This window comes from Pseudomonas sp. RW407, assembly GCF_003176655.1.
Classification (GTDB): Bacteria; Pseudomonadota; Gammaproteobacteria; order Pseudomonadales; family Pseudomonadaceae; genus Pseudomonas; species Pseudomonas delhiensis.
This window is the reverse complement of sequence record NZ_QGSL01000091.1, coordinates 197,687-214,061: the sequence shown is the minus strand read 5'-3', so window position 1 is coordinate 214,061 and position 16,375 is coordinate 197,687. Positions and strand designations below refer to the sequence as shown.

Annotated in this window: 18 protein-coding genes and 1 tRNA gene; 7 read left to right on the top strand and 12 right to left on the bottom strand. The window is 63.9% G+C overall.

Annotated features, from left to right (window positions below; genetic code table 11):
• Position 1: 1 nt before the first annotated feature.
• From DK254_RS13290 to DK254_RS13260, 7 genes are all read right to left on the bottom strand, one after another.
• Positions 2-1,021, bottom strand: a complete 1,020-nt coding sequence (locus DK254_RS13290) for a transporter (RefSeq protein WP_109934144.1) — start codon at positions 1,019-1,021, stop codon at positions 2-4.
• A 99-nt stretch (positions 1,022-1,120) separates the two neighbouring features.
• Complete coding sequence (locus tag DK254_RS13285; RefSeq protein WP_109934143.1) at positions 1,121-2,251, bottom strand: TIGR03364 family FAD-dependent oxidoreductase; 1,131 nt, start codon at positions 2,249-2,251, stop codon at positions 1,121-1,123.
• A 197-nt stretch (positions 2,252-2,448) separates the two neighbouring features.
• Positions 2,449-3,468: a putative 2-aminoethylphosphonate ABC transporter substrate-binding protein gene (locus DK254_RS13280; protein WP_109934142.1), complete on the bottom strand. Its 1,020-nt coding sequence runs from the start codon at positions 3,466-3,468 to the stop codon at positions 2,449-2,451.
• 87 nt (positions 3,469-3,555) lie between these two features.
• Positions 3,556-5,268 carry a putative 2-aminoethylphosphonate ABC transporter permease subunit gene (locus DK254_RS13275; protein WP_109934141.1) on the bottom strand — a complete coding sequence of 571 codons (1,713 nt, stop codon included), beginning with the start codon at positions 5,266-5,268 and terminating at the stop codon, positions 3,556-3,558.
• A 1-nt stretch (position 5,269) separates the two neighbouring features.
• Positions 5,270-6,331, bottom strand: a complete 1,062-nt coding sequence (locus DK254_RS13270) for a putative 2-aminoethylphosphonate ABC transporter ATP-binding protein (protein ID WP_109934140.1) — start codon at positions 6,329-6,331, stop codon at positions 5,270-5,272.
• A gap of 477 nt (positions 6,332-6,808) precedes the next feature.
• Positions 6,809-7,687: a LysR substrate-binding domain-containing protein gene (locus DK254_RS13265; protein WP_109934139.1), complete on the bottom strand. Its 879-nt coding sequence runs from the start codon at positions 7,685-7,687 to the stop codon at positions 6,809-6,811.
• Between the two features lie 24 nt (positions 7,688-7,711).
• Positions 7,712-7,786 (bottom strand) — tRNA-Arg (locus DK254_RS13260).
• A 105-nt stretch (positions 7,787-7,891) separates the two neighbouring features.
• Between DK254_RS13260 and DK254_RS13255 the strand changes: the two genes are divergently transcribed.
• Positions 7,892-8,377 carry a GNAT family N-acetyltransferase gene (locus tag DK254_RS13255; RefSeq protein WP_109934138.1) on the top strand — a complete coding sequence of 162 codons (486 nt, stop codon included), beginning with the start codon at positions 7,892-7,894 and terminating at the stop codon, positions 8,375-8,377.
• On the opposite strand, the gene phnN is transcribed toward DK254_RS13255, so the two are convergent.
• Positions 8,352-8,924 carry a phosphonate metabolism protein/1,5-bisphosphokinase (PRPP-forming) PhnN gene (gene phnN / locus DK254_RS13250; protein WP_109934137.1) on the bottom strand — a complete coding sequence of 191 codons (573 nt, stop codon included), beginning with the start codon at positions 8,922-8,924 and terminating at the stop codon, positions 8,352-8,354. The genes DK254_RS13255 and phnN overlap by 26 nt on opposite strands.
• Positions 8,925-9,373: 449 nt before the next feature.
• Between phnN and amrZ the strand changes: the two genes are divergently transcribed.
• A complete protein-coding gene (amrZ, locus tag DK254_RS13245; protein ID WP_009620783.1) occupies positions 9,374-9,703 on the top strand; it encodes a transcriptional regulator AmrZ in 330 nt (109 codons plus the stop codon).
• Between the two features lie 112 nt (positions 9,704-9,815).
• Here amrZ and mgtE read toward each other — a convergent pair whose 3' ends face one another.
• From mgtE to DK254_RS34530, 4 genes are all read right to left on the bottom strand, one after another.
• Positions 9,816-11,258, bottom strand: a complete 1,443-nt coding sequence (mgtE, locus tag DK254_RS13240; RefSeq protein WP_109934136.1) for a magnesium transporter — start codon at positions 11,256-11,258, stop codon at positions 9,816-9,818.
• A 167-nt stretch (positions 11,259-11,425) separates the two neighbouring features.
• Positions 11,426-11,701, bottom strand: a complete 276-nt coding sequence (locus DK254_RS33810; protein ID WP_146219597.1) for a hypothetical protein — start codon at positions 11,699-11,701, stop codon at positions 11,426-11,428.
• Positions 11,702-11,872: 171 nt separating this feature from the next.
• Entirely contained in the window at positions 11,873-12,229 is a 357-nt protein-coding gene (locus DK254_RS33805) for a hypothetical protein (RefSeq protein WP_146219596.1), read from the bottom strand.
• A 51-nt stretch (positions 12,230-12,280) separates the two neighbouring features.
• Positions 12,281-12,547, bottom strand: a complete 267-nt coding sequence (locus DK254_RS34530; protein WP_109934134.1) for a DNA-binding protein — start codon at positions 12,545-12,547, stop codon at positions 12,281-12,283.
• A gap of 154 nt (positions 12,548-12,701) precedes the next feature.
• On the opposite strand from DK254_RS34530, the gene DK254_RS13225 reads away from it, so the two are divergent.
• From DK254_RS13225 to DK254_RS34525, 5 genes are all read left to right on the top strand, one after another.
• Positions 12,702-12,923, top strand: a complete 222-nt coding sequence (locus DK254_RS13225; protein WP_109934133.1) for a hypothetical protein — start codon at positions 12,702-12,704, stop codon at positions 12,921-12,923.
• 281 nt (positions 12,924-13,204) lie between these two features.
• Positions 13,205-13,609: a DUF5447 family protein gene (locus DK254_RS13220; RefSeq protein WP_371921135.1), complete on the top strand. Its 405-nt coding sequence runs from the start codon at positions 13,205-13,207 to the stop codon at positions 13,607-13,609.
• Positions 13,610-14,150: 541 nt separating this feature from the next.
• On the top strand, positions 14,151-14,507 hold the full coding sequence (locus DK254_RS13215; RefSeq protein ID WP_109934132.1) for a hypothetical protein: 357 nt from the start codon (positions 14,151-14,153) through the stop codon (positions 14,505-14,507).
• A gap of 470 nt (positions 14,508-14,977) precedes the next feature.
• Positions 14,978-15,217, top strand: a complete 240-nt coding sequence (locus tag DK254_RS13210; RefSeq protein ID WP_109934131.1) for a major capsid protein — start codon at positions 14,978-14,980, stop codon at positions 15,215-15,217.
• Positions 15,218-15,286: 69 nt separating this feature from the next.
• The coding region (locus tag DK254_RS34525; protein WP_218281421.1) for a hypothetical protein at positions 15,287-16,375 on the top strand (1,089 nt) is incomplete at its 3' end.

Below are 16,375 nucleotides of genomic sequence, written 5' to 3'. Positions count from 1 at the left end.
CTCAACCGTCGTTGCGCTTGCGGAAGGCCCAGCGCCAGGCCAGCAGGGTGAAGCTGGCCACCAGCATCACCAGCAGCCAGAAGCCGTGGGGGTTCTCCGCCAGGGGGATGCCGCCGACGTTCATGCCGAAGAACCCGGCGACTATGTTGATCGGCAGCGCCAGCACCGTGACCACCGTCAGGGTGAACAGGGTGCGGTTGCTCTGCTCGTTGAGCTGCGCGGCTATCTCCTCCTGCAGCAACTTGATGCGCTCGCCCAGGGAAGTGAGGTCGCTGATCACCAGGGAGAATTCCTCGGTGGCCTCGCGCAGGTCGCGCACGTCGGCCTCCTGCAGCCATTCCGGCGGGCGGTTGAGCAGCCGCAGCAGCGAGCCCGGCTCCAGCGCCAGCAGGCGCTGCAGGCGCACCAGCACGCGGCGCATGGCGCCCAGGTCGGCGCGGTTGTCGGAGAGGTTCTGCGACAGCAGGCGGTCCTCGATGCGGTCCACGCCCACGGTGGTCTCGCGGACGATCTGGGTAAGAATGTCGCCCTGGTCGCGCAGCAGGTGCACCAGCAGCTCCAGCGGCGAGCGGAAGCACTCGCCGTGCTTGACCGAGGAACGCAGGCGGTCCACCGAGCGCAACGGCTGCATGCGCGCGGTGACCAGCAGGCGCCGGCGCGCGCAGACCCACAGGGTGGCCACGTCCGAGGACACGCTGCCGAAGTTGAACACCACGTCGTTGACCACCGCCAGCAGGGCCGCGTCGACGTGCTCGATGCGCGTGGAGCGCGAGCCTTCGCGCAGGGTCTCGAAGAAGGTCTCGGGCAGCTCCAGGTGGCCCTTCATCCAGCGCTCGCAGGCGGCGTGGGCCAGGTTCAGGTGCAGCCAGACGAAGTCCTCGCCCTCACCCGGCGCCTCCAGCCAGCGCAGGGCGGCGCTGGAATCCAGTTCCTGGCCGCGCTGCCCGGGGTGGAAGCGGAAGCCGTAGAGCAGCCCGAACAGGTCGGAATCCCAGGGGTCCTGGGTGAAACGTTGGTTCATGCGCGCTCGCTGAAAGTGGCATCGCCCTGGGCCGGGCCGGCGACCTTCCTGCTTAGCAGGCCGGCGTGACGGTCCGGTTACAGGACGATGACGGGCGCCTCAGCCGAACAGCCCGGCGATGGTCCGCTCGCCCAGCGCCGGCCCCACGCTCATGCCCACGCCGGTGTGCATCAGTACCGCGCTGATTCCCGCGTCCACCTGCAGCACCGAGAACGGCGCCGGGCCGCGTGCGCCGTACACGCCCTGCCAGCGCTCGACCACCTCGACGCGCATGCCCAGGGTGTCCTCGGCCAGGTCGAGCAGCAGGCGGTCCACCGCTTCGGCGTTGAAGGGCGCGGCATCGCTGCCGTAGTCGTGGGAATCGCCGATGATCAGCTCGCCATGGGGCGTCGGGCTGATCAACAGGTGGATGCCGTGGGTCTCCAGCGCCGGCGCCTCGCGGCGGATCTGCCGATGGATGGCCTCGGCCTCCGGCAGGTCGGCGAAGGCGCCGTAGTGCACGCAGCTCAACCCGGTGAGCAGCGCGTGGCCCAGGCCCAGGTCGCGCTCGGGGCGGGCGCGCAGCATCTGCAGGCGGCAGACCTGCGGCTTCAGCGCGGCCAACTGGTCGGCCAGGAGGGTCTGGTAGTCGTGCCCGGAGCAGACCAGGATCTGCCCGGCGCGGAATTCGCCGGCGGTGGTGCGCAGCAGGCCAGGCTCGATGTCGCGGACCAGGGTGGAGAAATGGAACTCCACCTTCAGCTCGCGGCGCAGCCAGTCGATCAACGTCGGCAGCGCCTCGCGGGAGTACAGTTGCTGGTCATCGAGGCTGTGCAGGGCCGCGCGGTGATGGCTGAAGGCGCCGTCGTAGAGCGCTTCCAGGGCTGCGCCGCGGAGCAGTTCGGCGCGGTAGCCGTGTTCCTTGGCGCGGCCGGCGCAGAAAGCGTCCAGCAGCGCCTCCTCGGCCTCGGTGCGGGCGAACAGCAGCGAGCCGTTGCGGCGGATGGCGAAGCCGGCGCGCGCGGCCCACTCCGCCCACAGCGGGCGGCTGGCGCGGGCCAGCTCGAGCATGACGCCCGGCGGCTGGCCGCCGACCAGGGCCTGGCCGAAGTTGCGGATGGAGGCGCCGAGCGGCGTGGCGCTGCGTTCGAACACGCGCACGCGCAGGCCGCGGCGGGCGGCGGCGTAGGCGTGGGACAGGCCGAGGATGCCGGCGCCGATGATGGCGATGTCGGTTTGGTGGTTGTGCATGGGTGTGTTCCTGGGATCGAAGAGCCCCTCTCCCCAACCCTCTCCCTGAAGGGAGAGGGGGCTGTTCGGCGCGTGGGTCGGCATCGGAGCCCGCCTGGAATCCCAGGAAGAACTCTGTGGCAACACCTGTGCAGAGGAGGGTCCCCTCTCCCTGAAGGGAGAGGGCTAGGGAGAGGGTGCTCTCCTCCGCCTCGCGCTTACTGCTGCGCCACCTTCTCCGACTTGCCGTCATAGCGCTTGCGCCATTCGGCCAGGATGGCGTCGCGGTTCTTCGAGGCCCAGGCGAAGTCGTTCTTGATCAGGCGCTGCTCGTAGTCCGCCGGCAGCTCAGTCTGCGGCTTGGCGATGCCCGGCTGGGCCAGCACGGCGAAGTTTTCCTTGTACAGCTCCATGGCGGCGGGGCTGGCGGAGAAGTCGGCGAGCTTCTTCGCCGCGTCCAGGTGCTGGGTGCCCTTGACGATGCCGGTGGCCTCGATCTCCCAGCCCAGGCCTTCCTTGGGCAGGACGATGTCCAGCGGCGCACCCTGGCGCTTGAGCTGCACGGCCGGGTACTCGAAGGAGATGCCGATCGGGAACTCGCCGGCGGCGGCCAGCTTGCACGGCTTGGAACCGGAGTGGACGTACTGGCCGATGTTCTCGTGCAGTTGGTCCATGTAGGCCCAGCCCTGCTTCTCGCCAAAGGTCTGCAGCCAGGCGGAAACGTCGAGGAAACCGGTGCCGGAGGACGCCGGGTTGGGCATGACGATCTTGCCCTTGTACTCGGGCTTGGTCAGGTCCTGCCAGCTGATGGGCTTCGACAGGCCCTGCTTCTCGGCCTCCACGCTGTTGAAGCAGATGGTCGCGGCCCACACGTCCATGCCCACCCAGGCCGGCGGGTTGGCCGGGTCGCGGTAGTTCTTGCCGATCGCCGCCAGGTCCTTGGGCGCGTACTGCTCGAGCATGCCCTGCTGGTCGAGGATGGCCAGGCTGGAGGCGGCCAGGCCCCAGACTACGTCGGCCTGCGGGCGGTCCTTCTCGGCCAGCAGCTTGGCGGTGACGATACCGGTGGAGTCGCGCACCCACTTGATCTCGATGTCCGGGTTCTGCTTCTCGAAGGCTTCCTTGTAGGCCTTCAGCTGTTCCGGCTCCAGCGCGGTGTAGACGGTCAGTTCGGTGGCGGCCAGGGCCTGCAGGCTGATGCCGGCGAGAACGGTGGCGAGGGCGAGGCGTTTGAACATGGTGTGCTCCTTTTGTTTATTGGGTCCCCGCGTTCGCGGGGATGACGGCGTTCGCGGGGGAGGACGATCGGTGCAACAACGGGGAAATCAGTGCCCGCCCCGGCGCCAGGCCTGGGACCGGCGCAGCAGGCCGCGCGAGGCCAGGGCCAGCAGGATCGAGGCGGCGGCAGAGGTGAGCAGGATCAGCGTGGACATGGCGGCGGCGCCGCCGACGTTGCCGGCGTCGTCCATGTTCAGCACCGCCACGGCGGCGAGGATGCTGTCCGGGCTGTAGAGGAAGATTGCCGCCGAGACGGTGGTCATCGCCGAGACGAACAGGTAGCGGACGATGTCCAGCAGCGCCGGCAGGCAGATCGGCAGGGTCACCTTCAGGTAGTGGCGCCACAGCGGCATCTTCAGCGACAGCGCGGCGGCCTCGAACTCGCCGTCGAGCTGGCGCAGCGCGGTGGCGGCGGTCATCTGCGCGGTGGTCAGGTAGTGGGCGATGGTGCACACCACCAGCAGGGTCAGGCTGCCGTAGAACACGTGCAGCGGGTTGCCCGGCAGGTTGAAGAAGAACACGTAGCCCAGGCCCAGGACCAGGCCCGGCACCGCCATGGGTACGAAGCAGAGCATGCGCAGCAGCTGGTTCAGCCAGGCCTGCTCGCGGGTCTTCTCGATCAGGTAGGCGCCGCTGAAGATCAGCAGGCCGCCGAACAGCGCGGTGCAGGCGGCCAGGGTCAGGCTGTTGCGGTAGGCCAGCCAGCCGCCGCCGGCGGTCTCCTCGAAGGCGTAGTGGCGCAGCGAAAGCGACAGGTTGTACGGCCAGAACTTCACCAGCGAGGAGTACACGGCCATGCCCAGCACGCCGAGGATCACCGCGCTGACCAGCAGCACCAGCGCCAGGTAGGCGCCATCGCGGCCGCGCGAGGGCTTGGGCTGGAACACCTGGGCGCGGCCGCTCATCGAGTCGCCCTGGCGACGGCGCAGCCAGGCGTCCACCGCGAAGCTGAGCAGCGCCGGCAGCAGCAGGAGCATGCCGATCTGCGCGCCGCGGCCGAACTGTTGCTGGCCGACCACCGCCTTGTAGGCTTCCAGCGCCAGCACCTGGTAGTCGCCACCGACCACCACGGGCACGCCGAAGTCGGTGATGGTCAGGGTGAACACCAGGCAGAAGGCGGCGAACACGCCCTGCCGCGAGGCCGGCCAGGTGATGCTGCGGAACGCCTTCCAGGGGCTGGCGCCCATGCTGGAGGCGGCGTCGAACAGCCGCGCGTCGGCCAGCGACAGCGCCGAGAGCAGGATCATCAGGGCATGCGGGAAGGTGTAGATGGCCTCGCCGAGGACGATGCCCCAGTAGCCGTAGATGTTGTCCGGCACCCAGGCGCGCAGCAGGCCCTGGTTGCCGAACAGGTAGATCAGCGCGATGCCCGGCAGCATCGACGGCGCCAGCAGCGGCAGCAGGGAAATGCCGCGCCACAGGCCCTTGCCCGGGATCAGGGTGCGTTGCAGCGCATAGGCGAAGCCGTAGGCCAGCGGCACCACGATAGCCGCCACGCTCAGCGAGACCTTGAGGCTGTTGCCCAGCAGCCAGTGGAAGTTGGCGCTGGCCAGCAGCTCGGCCATGGCCGCCAGGCCCCCGCCCTGCCCCGCCTCGCCGCTGAAGCCGCGCCAGAAGATGGCCAGCAGCGGCAGCAGCACGGCCAGGGCCAGCAGGGCGAGCAGCAGCAGCTTGCCGCCGAGGATGAACAGGCGGTCGCCGAGGTCGCCGCGGGCTCGGCCGGCGGCCAGGGTCTGGTCGAGTTTCATCACCGCGCTCATCTCAGGCGAACACCTGCAGGCTCTGCGGCGGCAACGACACCCAGATGTCGGCGCTGCCCAGGCGCGGCATCTGCTCCGGGGCCAGCTCGGCCAGCAGCGCGTGGCCGGGCAGCTCGTGCAGCTCGAAGCTCATGCGGCAGCGGTTGCCGAGGAAGGTGATCTCACGGACCTGGGCGCGGAACAGGTTCTCCTGGTGCACCATCGGGTTGATGCCGATCGCCTCCGGGCGGCAGAACAGCCGCCCGCGCGTGGCATTGGCACGCTCGCCGTGCAGGCGCAGGCTCAGCCCGCCGACCCGCGCCAAACCATCGGCGCCACGTTCGAAGGGCAACCAGTTGCCCTGGCCGACGAACTCGGCGACGAAGGGCGTGGCCGGGGCGCTGTAGATCTCCTGGGCGCTGCCGTACTGCTCGACCTTGCCGTGGTTCATCACCGCGATGCGGTCGGCCATCAGCATGGCCTCGTCCTGGTTGTGGGTGACCATCAGGGTGGTGATGCCCAGGTTCTTCTGCAGCTGGCGCAGCTCGCCGCACAGGTGCTCACGCACCCGGGCGTCCAGCGCCGACATGGGCTCGTCGAGCAGCAGCAGCGACGGCGCCGGGGCCAGCGCGCGGGCCATGGCCACGCGCTGCTGCTGGCCGCCGGAGAGCTGGCCGGGGTACTTCTTCTCGCTGCCGGCCAGGCCCACCAGTTCGAGCATCTCGGCCACGCGCCGGCGCGCTTCCTCGCGGCTGGCGCCGGTCAGGCCGTAGGCGACATTCTGCTCGACGCTGAGGTTGGGGAACAGCGCGTAGGACTGGAACAGGATGCCGTAGTCGCGGGCCTGGGGCGGCAGGCGCGAGACGTCGCGCGCGCCGATGTGGATGGCGCCGCCGTCCTGGCGCTCCAGGCCGGCGATGCAGCGCAGCAGCGTGGTCTTGCCGCAGCCGGACGGACCGAGCAGGCAGACCAGCTCGCCGCCCTTGACGTCCAGCGACACGCCATCGAGGGCGGCGAACTGGCCGAAGCGCTTGTGCATGTCGCGCACCTGCAGTGGCGTGCCGGTGGGAAGGGAATCGTGCATGGCGGAACCTCTTGCAGCTGGCCCGCGGCGAAAGACCGCGGGGCTCGATGGAGGGCCATGCTAGGGAAGGAATGCGAAGGCTCTGTTGCGGTGGGCGTAACTGTGCCGATAGCGGTATAGGCAGATTTGCGATGCCGAGGGGCTTTTCGTAGGGCGAATAACCGTTCGCGGTTATCCGCCATTGGCCGGCACATCGGTGCCGGGCGTGGTTCCGCTCCCTCTCCCCAGCCCTCTCCCGCAAGCGGGAGAGGGAGCCGTCCGGAGCTGCCGGGAAGTCCGGCGTCATCCTGAAAGCCAATCGCGGACGGAGTCCGCTCCTACGCTGCCCCACCCACGCCATTCCCCTGTAGGAGCGCGCCCTGCGCGCGATTCGCGGGCAGGGCCCGCTCCTACGGTTCCAGGAAGCATGGTCGTAGGAGCGGATTCATCCGCGATTGCGCCGGCAAGGCCGGCGCGCATGGCATCGCGGGCGGAGCCCTACGAGATGGGCGCCAACCCTTCGGCGAACTCCCGCGCCAGGGCCAGGAAAGCACTGGTCAGGCGCGCCTGGCGGCGTTCCTTCAGGCAGAACAGGTACTCGTCGATCAGCGGTGCGCCCTGCAGCTCCAGCACGCGCAGCTCGGGGTTATCGGGTACTTCCTGGCGGGCGATGATGCTCACCCCGAGGTTGCGGATCACCGCCTCGCGGATCGACTCGCGGCTGCCGATCTCCAGCATAGAGGCCGGCGCCACGCCGGCTTCGCGCAACAGCTTCTCGGTCAGCTCGCGGGTGGTCGAGCCGGCCTCGCGCATCAGCAGGCAGTGGTTGCGCAGCTCGCCCAGGGCCACCGCGCGCTGCGCCGCCAGCGGATGGCTGCGGTGCACAGCCAGCACCAGCGGGTCGCGGCCGAGCACCAGGTGGATCAGCCGCGCGTCCTCCACCGGCTGCGACGAGGCCGCCAGGTCCACCCGGCATTCGTAGAGGGCCTCCAGCACCTGCTGCGAGTTGCCGATCTCCACCGACACCTCGATCTGCGGGTAGCGCTCGCGGAAGGCCTTGATCAGCCCAAGCACGTAGTAGGGAGAGGTGGCGCCGATGCGCAGGCTGCCCTGCATCTGCCCGCAGTTGCGCAGGAAGAACTCGATGTCCGCTTCCTGCTGCAGCAGCGCCTGGACCATGGGCAGCAGGCGCGCGCCTTCGTCGGTGAGGGTCAGGCGGCGGCCGCCGCGGTAGAACAGCTCTACGGCGTACTGGCCTTCCAGGCTGCGGATCTGCGTGGTCACCGTCGGCTGGCTGAGGCCGAGCTTCTTCGCCGCCTGGGTGATGCTGCCCAGGCGCGCCACCATGTAGAAGGCCTTGAGTTCGGCGCTCAGCATCGCTCGGGCTGCTCCGGGAAGGGGTGGCGTCCCCAACTGGATTCGAACCAGTATCTAGCCCTTAGGAGGGGCTTATTCTATCCCTTGAACTATGGGGACACGCCTGGGTCCGCGGCTGCCGCCGGGACCGGGTGGGCATGTTAACCAGCGTCGAGGCATTTGTCATGCCACGGCGTGGATTTCACACCAGCAGCGGAGGCCCGCATGAGCGAGCAGCACAATGTCCACACCCTGATCCCCGATTCGCCCTTCGCCACCTTCGAGGTGCGCGTCGCCAGCGCCGCCGATGCCGCCGCCCTGGCGCCGCTGCTGCAGCAGCTCGACGCGGACGAGCCGGCGCCGGACGTCGCCCTGCTCGCCCTGCGCCTGGAAACGCCGGAGCCCAGGCGCGTGGTCCTGGTCGCCGAACGCGAGGGGCGCCTGCTGGGCACCTGCACCCTCAACCTGATCGAGCACCTCGCCCACGGCTTCGCCCGCTCCGCGGTCCTGGAAGACATGGTGGTGGACAGCCGCGCCCGCGGCCAGGGCATCGGCCAGGCGCTGATCGGCAGGGCCGCGCAGCGGGCCCGCGAGTGGGGTTGCTACAAGCTGGCGCTGTCCAGCCACCTGGATCGCGAAGCCGCGCACCGCTTCTACGCCGCCATGGGCTTCGCCGCCCACGGCGTCAGCCTGGCGTTGCCGCTGCACTGACCGCGGCTTCGTCCACCAGCGCCAGCAGGCCACGCACGCAGGTGTCCAGGCTGCTGGAGTTGTCCAGCACCCGCAGCGGCGGCGCCAGGCCCTCGGCGAAGGCGGCATTGCGCGCCAGGCGCGCCTCGATCTGCGCCGGCGTTTCCCGCCCGCGGGCGACCAGGCGCTGGCGCAGCACCTCGGGGGCGACCTGCAGCAGCACCGCGAGCAGGCCGGGGTAGCGACGCCGCGCCTGCTCCAGATGCCCGCGCGAACCGTTGACCAGCACCACGTGGCCGCGGGCCAGCCAGTCGTCGATCTGCCGCGGGATCCCATAGCACAGGCCGTTGGCCCGCCAGCTCATGGCGAAGGCGCCATTGCGCTCCAGGCGCTCGAAGACTTCGGGGGTCACCGCTTCGGCGTCCTCGCCGCGGGCCTCGGCGGAACGGGTGATCACCCGCCGCACCACGTGCCCGCCCCGCCCGGCCAGCGGCGCCGCCGCGGCCTGGAGCAGGCTGTCCTTGCCCGAGCCCGAGGGGCCCATCAGATAGATCAACTTGCCGCTCATGCTCGTCTCTGCACCGCGCCACCCGGGGCGTGGACGCTGCGTATGATACCCGCGCGGCGGCGGCGCGGAAGGACGAAAGTTGCCGCCCCGGCCCTGCGCGACGGGCGAAGCTGTGCCATCATCCGCGCCCCCGTGAACCATTGCCCGTGCTGATGGTCGGATGATGGCGCAATGGCAGCCGGGGGCCAGGGACTTGAGCTAATCTGAGGCAATAGGTCCCATGGGCCACGTGCCAATCGAAAGAAAGTATGCAGATCGACTCGCATTTCGGACGATTGGTGCTGGCATTTAGCCTCCATGCAACGCAGAATACGTCGCAGAATTGACGTCAAGTAATTGGTCGGCCACCTGATTACTGCCCTTGCGCTGAACGGCCAACGGATTTCGCTGTCATAGGGACTCGAACACAGACCCCTTGGCACCGTTTCCCTGACTTACAGGTTTAATGTATGCGCCCATTGAAACAGGCAACCCCAAGCTACTCCAGTCGCACCGCCGACAAGTTCGTCGTCCGTCTGCCCGAAGGCATGCGCGAGCGTATCGCCGAGGTCGCCCGCAATCACCACCGCAGCATGAACTCGGAAATCATCGCCCGCCTGGAGCAGAGCCTGCTGCAAGAGGGCGCCCTGCAGGACAACCTCGGCATCCGCCTGGACAGCCCCGAGCTGAGCCTGCACGAGCGCGAGCTGCTGCAGCGCTTCCGCCAGCTGACCCACCGCCAGCAGAATGCGCTGATCGCCCTGATCGCCCACGATGCGGAAATGGCCAGCAACGCCTGAGCCCAGCAGTACCGAAGAAGCCGGCCCCGCGCCGGCTTTTTCATGCCCGCGAAACCTGCGCCCCTGAAACGCAAAAACCGCCCGAAGGCGGTTTCTCACGGCCACGGCGGGCCTACATCAGGAACAGCGTGGCAAGGCCGAGGAAGATGAAGAAGCCGCCGCTGTCGGTCATGGCGGTGATCATCACGCTGGAGCCCATGGCCGGGTCGCGGCCCAGGCGCAGCAGGGTCATGGGGATCATCACCCCGGCGAAGGCCGCCAGCAGCAGGTTGAGGGTCATGGCCGCGGTCATCACCAGGCCCAGCTCCCAGTTGCCGTAGAGGTAGAAGGCCACGACGCCGATCACCCCGCCCCAGACCAGGCCGTTGACCAGCGCCACCCCCAGTTCCTTGCGCAGCAGGCGCGTGGCGTTGCTGGTCTGGATCTGGTCCAGGGCCATGGCGCGGACGATCATGGTGATGGTCTGGTTGCCGGAGTTGCCGCCGATGCCGGCGACGATCGGCATCAGCGCGGCCAGCGCCACCAGTTTTTCGATGGAGCCTTCGAACAGGCCGATCACCCGCGAGGCGACGAAGGCGGTGATCAGGTTGGTGGCCAGCCAGGTCCAGCGGTTGCGCACCGATTTCCACACCGAGGCGAAGATGTCTTCCTCCTCGCGCAGACCGGCCATGTTCAGCACTTCGGTCTCGCTTTCCTCGCGGATGAGGTCGACCATCTCGTCGATGGTCAGGCGGCCGATCAGCTTGCCGTTCTTGTCCACCACCGGAGCGGAGATCAGGTCGTAGCGCTCGAACGCCTGGGCGGCGTCGTAGCCGTCCTCGTCGGGCTGGAAGGTCACCGGGTCGGTGGCCATGACCTCGGCCACCTGCTTGTCCGGGTCGTTGACCAGCAGGCGCTTGATCGGCAGCACGCCCTTGAGCAGGCCGTCGTAGTCGACCACGAAGAGCTTGTCGGTATGCCCCGGCAGCTCCTTCAGGCGGCGCAGGTAGCGCAGCACCACTTCCAGGCTGACGTCGTCGCGGATGGTGACCATCTCGAAGTCCATCAGCGCGCCGACTTCGTCTTCCTCGTAGGACAACGCCGAGCGCACGCGCTCGCGCTGCTGCGCATCGAGGCTTTCCATCAGCTCGTGGACCACGTCGCGCGGCAGTTCCGGCGCGAGGTCAGCGAGTTCGTCGGCGTCCATTTCCTTGGCCGCGGCGAGGATCTCGTGATCGTCCATGTCGGCGATCAGCGTCTCGCGGACGGCGTCGGATACTTCCAGGAGGATGTCGCCGTCGCGCTCGGCCTTGACCAGCTGCCAGACCGTCAGGCGGTCGCCCAGCGGCAGCGATTCGAGGATGTGGGCGATGTCGGCGGGGTGCAGGTCATCGAGCTTGCGCTGCAGCTCGGCGAGGTTCTGCCGGTGCACCAGGTTCTCGACGAGGTCCTGGTGCTGGCCTTCCTGGCGGTGCGCCAGGTCTTCGACCAGCTTGTGCTTGTTCAGCAGCTCGACCACCTGGTTCAGGCGGTCCTGCAGGCTTTCCTGCGGCTTCTTGGCTTCTACTTCGGTCATAGCACGCTCCACCCCCAGCGGCGGAGCGCGCACGGGGGCTTAAAACATCAGGTCGTGTTGAGGCAATCGGGGTTCTGGGTAACTACTGGGTAAGTCCATGGTGGTGTGCCCACGCGCCCATGTCGGGCAGATAGGGGAAATGATAACACTCCGCAGCCTGTTCAGCGTTACAAAATAGCGGCTAGAACAATCGCTTGCGGCACAAAGTTGAGGGTGACTTCACTCGCTATCACTGACGCCGGAAAAAGCTGTCGAGACACCCGGAAATTTCGCGAAGGCCGGGCAGGATAGGCTGCATGCAGCCCTGTCACGGAGGATCGGAAATGCGCCTGCCGCCCCTGCACTGCCTGCTCCCGCTGCTCGCCCTCATGGCAATGGACAGCCCTGCCGCCACGCTGTTCCGCTGCGAGGCCGCCGATGGCCGTATCGGCTTCCACCAGCATGGCTGCCCGCCGGGCCAGGCGCAAAGCCGGCAGCGGGCGCACAACCCGAAAATTCCCTTGGATTCAATGAGAGAGCGATGGATAGCATCGGTATTTCCGGGGCTTTGGCGCCGGTGGCCATGGTAAGCGCTGGATAGCGTAGGGCTGTGCTGTGGCAAGATTTGGGCAAAGCTACTCGGCTGAGAATTCTAGCTGCTCGTTGCATGACCATTCTGTGGGGCTTTCTTCTTTCCACTCTTGTTCTGTTTTTGCTAGAGCTTCATTTAGTTGTTTGGATATTTTGAATCCTGCTTGCAGGCAATCTTTCATTGAGTTAAATCCATGGATTTCGTTAACTCCAATATTTTTGGATTCGTAGTCTTTGCTTTGGGCGAAAAGTTTTGCGCTTAAAGTCCATTTCTTAATGGGTTGATAAGATTGTTTTGTTAGTTCTTTTAGTGCTTGTTCTTTTCTTTTTTCTTGTTCTGTTTGCGCTATTGCTGGTTTTGTTATTACTGCGAGCATAACTATTAATATAATTTTATTCATTTTTCCCATTCCCTCGGGCGTACCAGCGCCTAGCTACTTCTTGAGTAATCGCTATCCCGCGTTTTGATTGGGCAAGTTTTTATTGGCCTCGTCGTATTCGGGGCTTGTTTGTCCGCATTCTGGTGCAATATTTCCGCTGACTAGCCATAACGCATATTCGGGTGCTAGCTCGACTATTACTTTTATGTCGTCTTCGTTTATGCGTCTTCCGCCTTTTCTTAGGGCGTACCACTTCTCTCTGTCGATGCCGCTTAGCTCTTCGAGCTTTTTGGCCGTCAGTTTCTTATATTCCAGAATTGCGATTATCCGCTCTCTCATATTCGTTTTTTGTCTAACATTCCGGCAAATATTGCTGGTCAGTATCTGACGAATTCCTATAATGGCAATACGAAACCGGCAAATATTGCCGGGCAATAGTTAACGCTATCCATTGCTATCCAAAGATATCCGAATCATAGCGCAGGTAGGTGTCATGGAACTGGAAGGAATCAGGGTTTCCGCAGCTGATTTGAGGGGTGCGCCGCCTCTGCTCCCGTGGAAGGAATTCGCCAAGTGGATCGGCATGGGTGATGACGAGCAGGTGGTGTGGGGCTGGATCAGGAACGGCTACCTGCCGCGCTACAAGATTGGGAACCACGTGATGGTCAATGTGGCGCTGCTTCAGAGGCAGCTGCTCGAGGAGGTGTCCCTGTGAGCCTTCGTTATCAGGTCGATTTCTGCTCGCTGCATGGCCGTACTAAGCAGCACCGTTGGTATCCGGTTTTCCGTGCTGCCACTAAGGCTGAATGCGTGCGTTGGTTAGAGGACTACATAACCAAGTATGCGCCTGTCTCGGAGGCTGTTGATCCGCGTTCCTGGCATATCACGCCTGAGTGGGTTCTGGGCCGTTCGCGGATTCGTGGGGTGCGGTCATGAGCGAACTGGCTTGGTACGAGTGGCTGCTTTTCGGCTGCTTGGCGTTTGTCGCTATCGTGGGTGGGTTTCAGCTGCTTGTGGCGGTTGTTAACGAGCAGGTGGAACTCGGCGGTTACTCCTTTCGTGGGGGTTCGGAGGTGGATCGTGTACGGCCCGGGACGCTATGTGAATCGCCCGCATCCGGTGGATTGCGACTGCTCGGTGTGCTGGACCAAACGGGAGTGCGCAAAGTCTTCCCCACTTCCCGCGCCTTCCTGCCCCGACTGTCAACCGGCTGGTCGCCCGTTCTTCCGCGATGGGCTGTGGACGGTGACGCCAAGGCGCTTCTGCAAGCGGCACGAGCCCAGCGCGAAGCCACCAAAGTATTGGTATGTGATTCACGACAGTGGGCGTGTGACGCCGCACGTGCCGATTCATGAACCCTTCCCCGAGGACTTTTTCGATGATCCCGCAACGCAAAGATAAACCCGCTGATAAAGAGCGCCGGTTCTATGTGGTTGCCTCGAGCAGTACGTACCTCTCTATGCAGCAGGAAGCGGTAGCGCGCGAGACCGATGTTTGGTCCCTCGGCGGCGCTGTCCTTAAGGCATGGGTAGAGGCTGGGTGCCCTGAGATTTCCCCCCAGCAGGCCAGCCAGGACGCTCAGTAGTGAACCCGAAAAAGCCGGTGCCCTGATCACTGTTCCGAATTGCCCTGCCCGTCACGTCGCCGTCGGTGTGGACATAGGGAGGCAGGGCCAGACGGCAGGCAAGGGCCCGCAGGGGCGTAGCGAACCCTTGCCGGACGGCTGGGCATGCCTACCGTCCACAGGGACCGACGGCGGCGGGGCGGGTTGGGCAATGGAGGCCCTGCCCAGAGCTGAGCCCGAGGGGGCTTTTGATCTTGATCTTCAGAAAGGACGGGTAACGCAACAAGGTTTCAAGCAAGGCCGCGGCATCTAGCTGGAGCCGGTAAGGCAGGCGATTCGCCAGTGGCAAACAACTGACGCGCAAAGAGCGCAACTGCAATGGAGAAAGACGAAATGGCACGTATGACCATGGAAGCACCGATTCTCGGTACCCAGTACATTGAAGTTAACGGCGTGAGCTACGGCAAGGTCTTCATCGGCGAGGAACCGGACGGCAAGTCCGAGCATATCGCTTCGGTGCAGCAAATGAACATCAAGTCCGAGGTGGCTCGCGAGGTGTTCGAATCCGGCCAGCAGTTCAAGCTCGGCCAGGTGGTCCGCTTCACTATTGAGACCGACCGGGGCGGTAAGCAGTCGGTGAAGAATGAGGTGGTCCATATCGCTGCCCTGGAGCAGCCGCAGCGCCAAGCATCTTCGGCACCGCAGCAAAAGCCTGCTGAGCCGGCGAAGGGCTGATAGGTCATGAAACGGCCTTGGTGGTTTCGTCTGGCTCGCGTCCTCCTGGGTGAGCTTCGTGATGGACTGCATAACCCGATGATCGCCATTCCTATCGGGTATGGCATCGCTGTGGCTCATGTGGCGTGGACGCTCTCCAGTCTCTCGCCGGTTGTTGATGCGTCTTGGGTCAGGACGATTACCGAGGTCGTCTCGGTCTGCAATGGGGTGGGCCTGTGAATTTCATCGGATGTGATGGGGCGTGGGTATCGAATAGTGGCGCATTAAGTTGCGCAGGGACGCTCTATACCTACACGTCTGATGAGATGGCGCAAATGTTTAACGGGTTTGCGTCTTATACGGGGCTGACGTTTCCGCAGTTAATAGAGTACGGGATGTATTACGGGCTGAGTTATGCCGCGATCATCTTTGTTTTCAGAAGACTGCGTGATGCGATAAAGCTCTAAATCTAACTGCAAAGGTGAAAAGTTATGTACCAGAGCAAAAAAGAAGTTCTGAAAGCTGGCCTGAAGTCTCTTCCGGCCCGTATCGGTGTCGCTGCTGCTTCGGCGGTAATGGCGGCGGGTGCTTTCGCGGATGACGCCATCGATGTCACTCCGGTGACTGGAAAGCTGTCCGCTGGCGAGGTAGCGGTCGGTACCGTGTGCGCCGCTGGCCTGGGCATCTATATTCTGGTCCGTATCTACCGCTACCTGCGCAGTGCCGCGTAAGTAGCGTTCGCTCCAACTAAGCCCGGTTTCGCGTAAGCGGGCCGGGCTTTTCTTTGCCTGGAGTTTGGTATGAAAGGAATTAACTCAATTAAGTTCGCGGCCTTTGCCTTCTTCGTGGCAATGATATTGGCGAATGTATCGCCTGCGTTTGCGCAGGATTATTACTGGTATTGGGGGACTACTTCTATAACGATTTACCAGACGCCTTTAGCTGCATGCCAGGGATATTATAAAGGCAAGGGGTATTCAGATTTCAAGGTTACAATGGTTACTGTATCAAAATATAAGTGCGAGGGGCTTTATCAGGGCACTTGGTATTTTGATGCTTATATGCTGCGTTATGGAAGTGGCTGTCCAGCAGGTTCTGAATATGATGTATCTACAGGATTATGTAATGTTCCATCCCCTGATGCCGGGCAGGTTTGCGATTCGAATAAGCAGGCCGATGAAATGCCGAAAATCACTAATACGGCGGGTGAATGTGTGATGTTTTCAAATGCCGATCAGGCCGCACGTTGTAAGTATGGCTCGTCTCAAGGTACAAAGATTATGGATTTCTGGATTACATTCGATAGCGATGGCAATCCGCAAAGTCCGCCTAATCCTGAGAAGTTTGGTTGTAAGGTGGATGTATTGAGTGTTGCTCAATGCAAGATGCCAGCGCCCTCTTGTAAAGATGGTATTTGTGTAGAAAAGCAGGTTGCCAAGTGTAAGGTTGCCGCTAGTTTTACGGGGGAAGTTGCGGGTAATGGTGGCTCTTTAACTGTTGGTAATCCTCAGACGGGTTCTGAAGGTGTTTGTCCTGACGGTACGGACTGTACTCCGCCTGACGAACCTAAGACTAAGGATGATAAGCAGTGCAATTATACGACTGATGCTGAAGGACGTAAGGTTTGTGATTCTAGGCAATTTAATGGTGATCCTGGTGCTGTTAGTTGGGGGGAGGTTAATGGTCAGTGGGTTCCTATTGTTAAGGCTCCGACTGCTAATGGTATAGATATAAGCACAAAGATTGATACGACTCCTAACTCTGATGGTTCTTCTACTTCGACTAAGACTGATGTGGCCACTAAGTATAACTGTGCTAGTGGTTACGCTAGTTGTTCGGTAACGCAAACAACCACGACAACGACCACGCATACCAATGCGGATGGTTCT

What these genes read in the sequence shown, in the direction of transcription:
- DK254_RS13280 (WP_109934142.1), bottom strand. Translation starts at nt 3,468, where the DNA reads ATGTTCAAACGCCTCGCCCTCGCCACCGTTCTCGCCGGCATCAGCCTG.
- DK254_RS13210 (WP_109934131.1), top strand. Translation starts at nt 14,978, where the DNA reads ATGTACCAGAGCAAAAAAGAAGTTCTGAAAGCTGGCCTGAAGTCTCTT.
- DK254_RS13285 (WP_109934143.1), bottom strand. Translation starts at nt 2,251, where the DNA reads ATGCACAACCACCAAACCGACATCGCCATCATCGGCGCCGGCATCCTC.
- DK254_RS33810 (WP_146219597.1), bottom strand. Translation starts at nt 11,701, where the DNA reads ATGCTGGTGGAAGCCGATACGGCCATCGGCGGCCTCGCAGCGGAACAG.
- phnN (WP_109934137.1), bottom strand. Translation starts at nt 8,924, where the DNA reads ATGAGCGGCAAGTTGATCTATCTGATGGGCCCCTCGGGCTCGGGCAAG.
- DK254_RS13225 (WP_109934133.1), top strand. Translation starts at nt 12,702, where the DNA reads ATGGAACTGGAAGGAATCAGGGTTTCCGCAGCTGATTTGAGGGGTGCG.
- DK254_RS13290 (WP_109934144.1), bottom strand. Translation starts at nt 1,021, where the DNA reads ATGAACCAACGTTTCACCCAGGACCCCTGGGATTCCGACCTGTTCGGG.
- DK254_RS13270 (WP_109934140.1), bottom strand. Translation starts at nt 6,331, where the DNA reads ATGCACGATTCCCTTCCCACCGGCACGCCACTGCAGGTGCGCGACATG.
- DK254_RS13215 (WP_109934132.1), top strand. Translation starts at nt 14,151, where the DNA reads ATGGAGAAAGACGAAATGGCACGTATGACCATGGAAGCACCGATTCTC.
- amrZ (WP_009620783.1), top strand. Translation starts at nt 9,374, where the DNA reads ATGCGCCCATTGAAACAGGCAACCCCAAGCTACTCCAGTCGCACCGCC.
- DK254_RS13255 (WP_109934138.1), top strand. Translation starts at nt 7,892, where the DNA reads ATGAGCGAGCAGCACAATGTCCACACCCTGATCCCCGATTCGCCCTTC.
- DK254_RS34530 (WP_109934134.1), bottom strand. Translation starts at nt 12,547, where the DNA reads ATGAGAGAGCGGATAATCGCAATTCTGGAATATAAGAAACTGACGGCC.
- DK254_RS13265 (WP_109934139.1), bottom strand. Translation starts at nt 7,687, where the DNA reads ATGCTGAGCGCCGAACTCAAGGCCTTCTACATGGTGGCGCGCCTGGGC.
- DK254_RS13275 (WP_109934141.1), bottom strand. Translation starts at nt 5,268, where the DNA reads ATGAGCGCGGTGATGAAACTCGACCAGACCCTGGCCGCCGGCCGAGCC.
- mgtE (WP_109934136.1), bottom strand. Translation starts at nt 11,258, where the DNA reads ATGACCGAAGTAGAAGCCAAGAAGCCGCAGGAAAGCCTGCAGGACCGC.
- DK254_RS33805 (WP_146219596.1), bottom strand. Translation starts at nt 12,229, where the DNA reads ATGAATAAAATTATATTAATAGTTATGCTCGCAGTAATAACAAAACCA.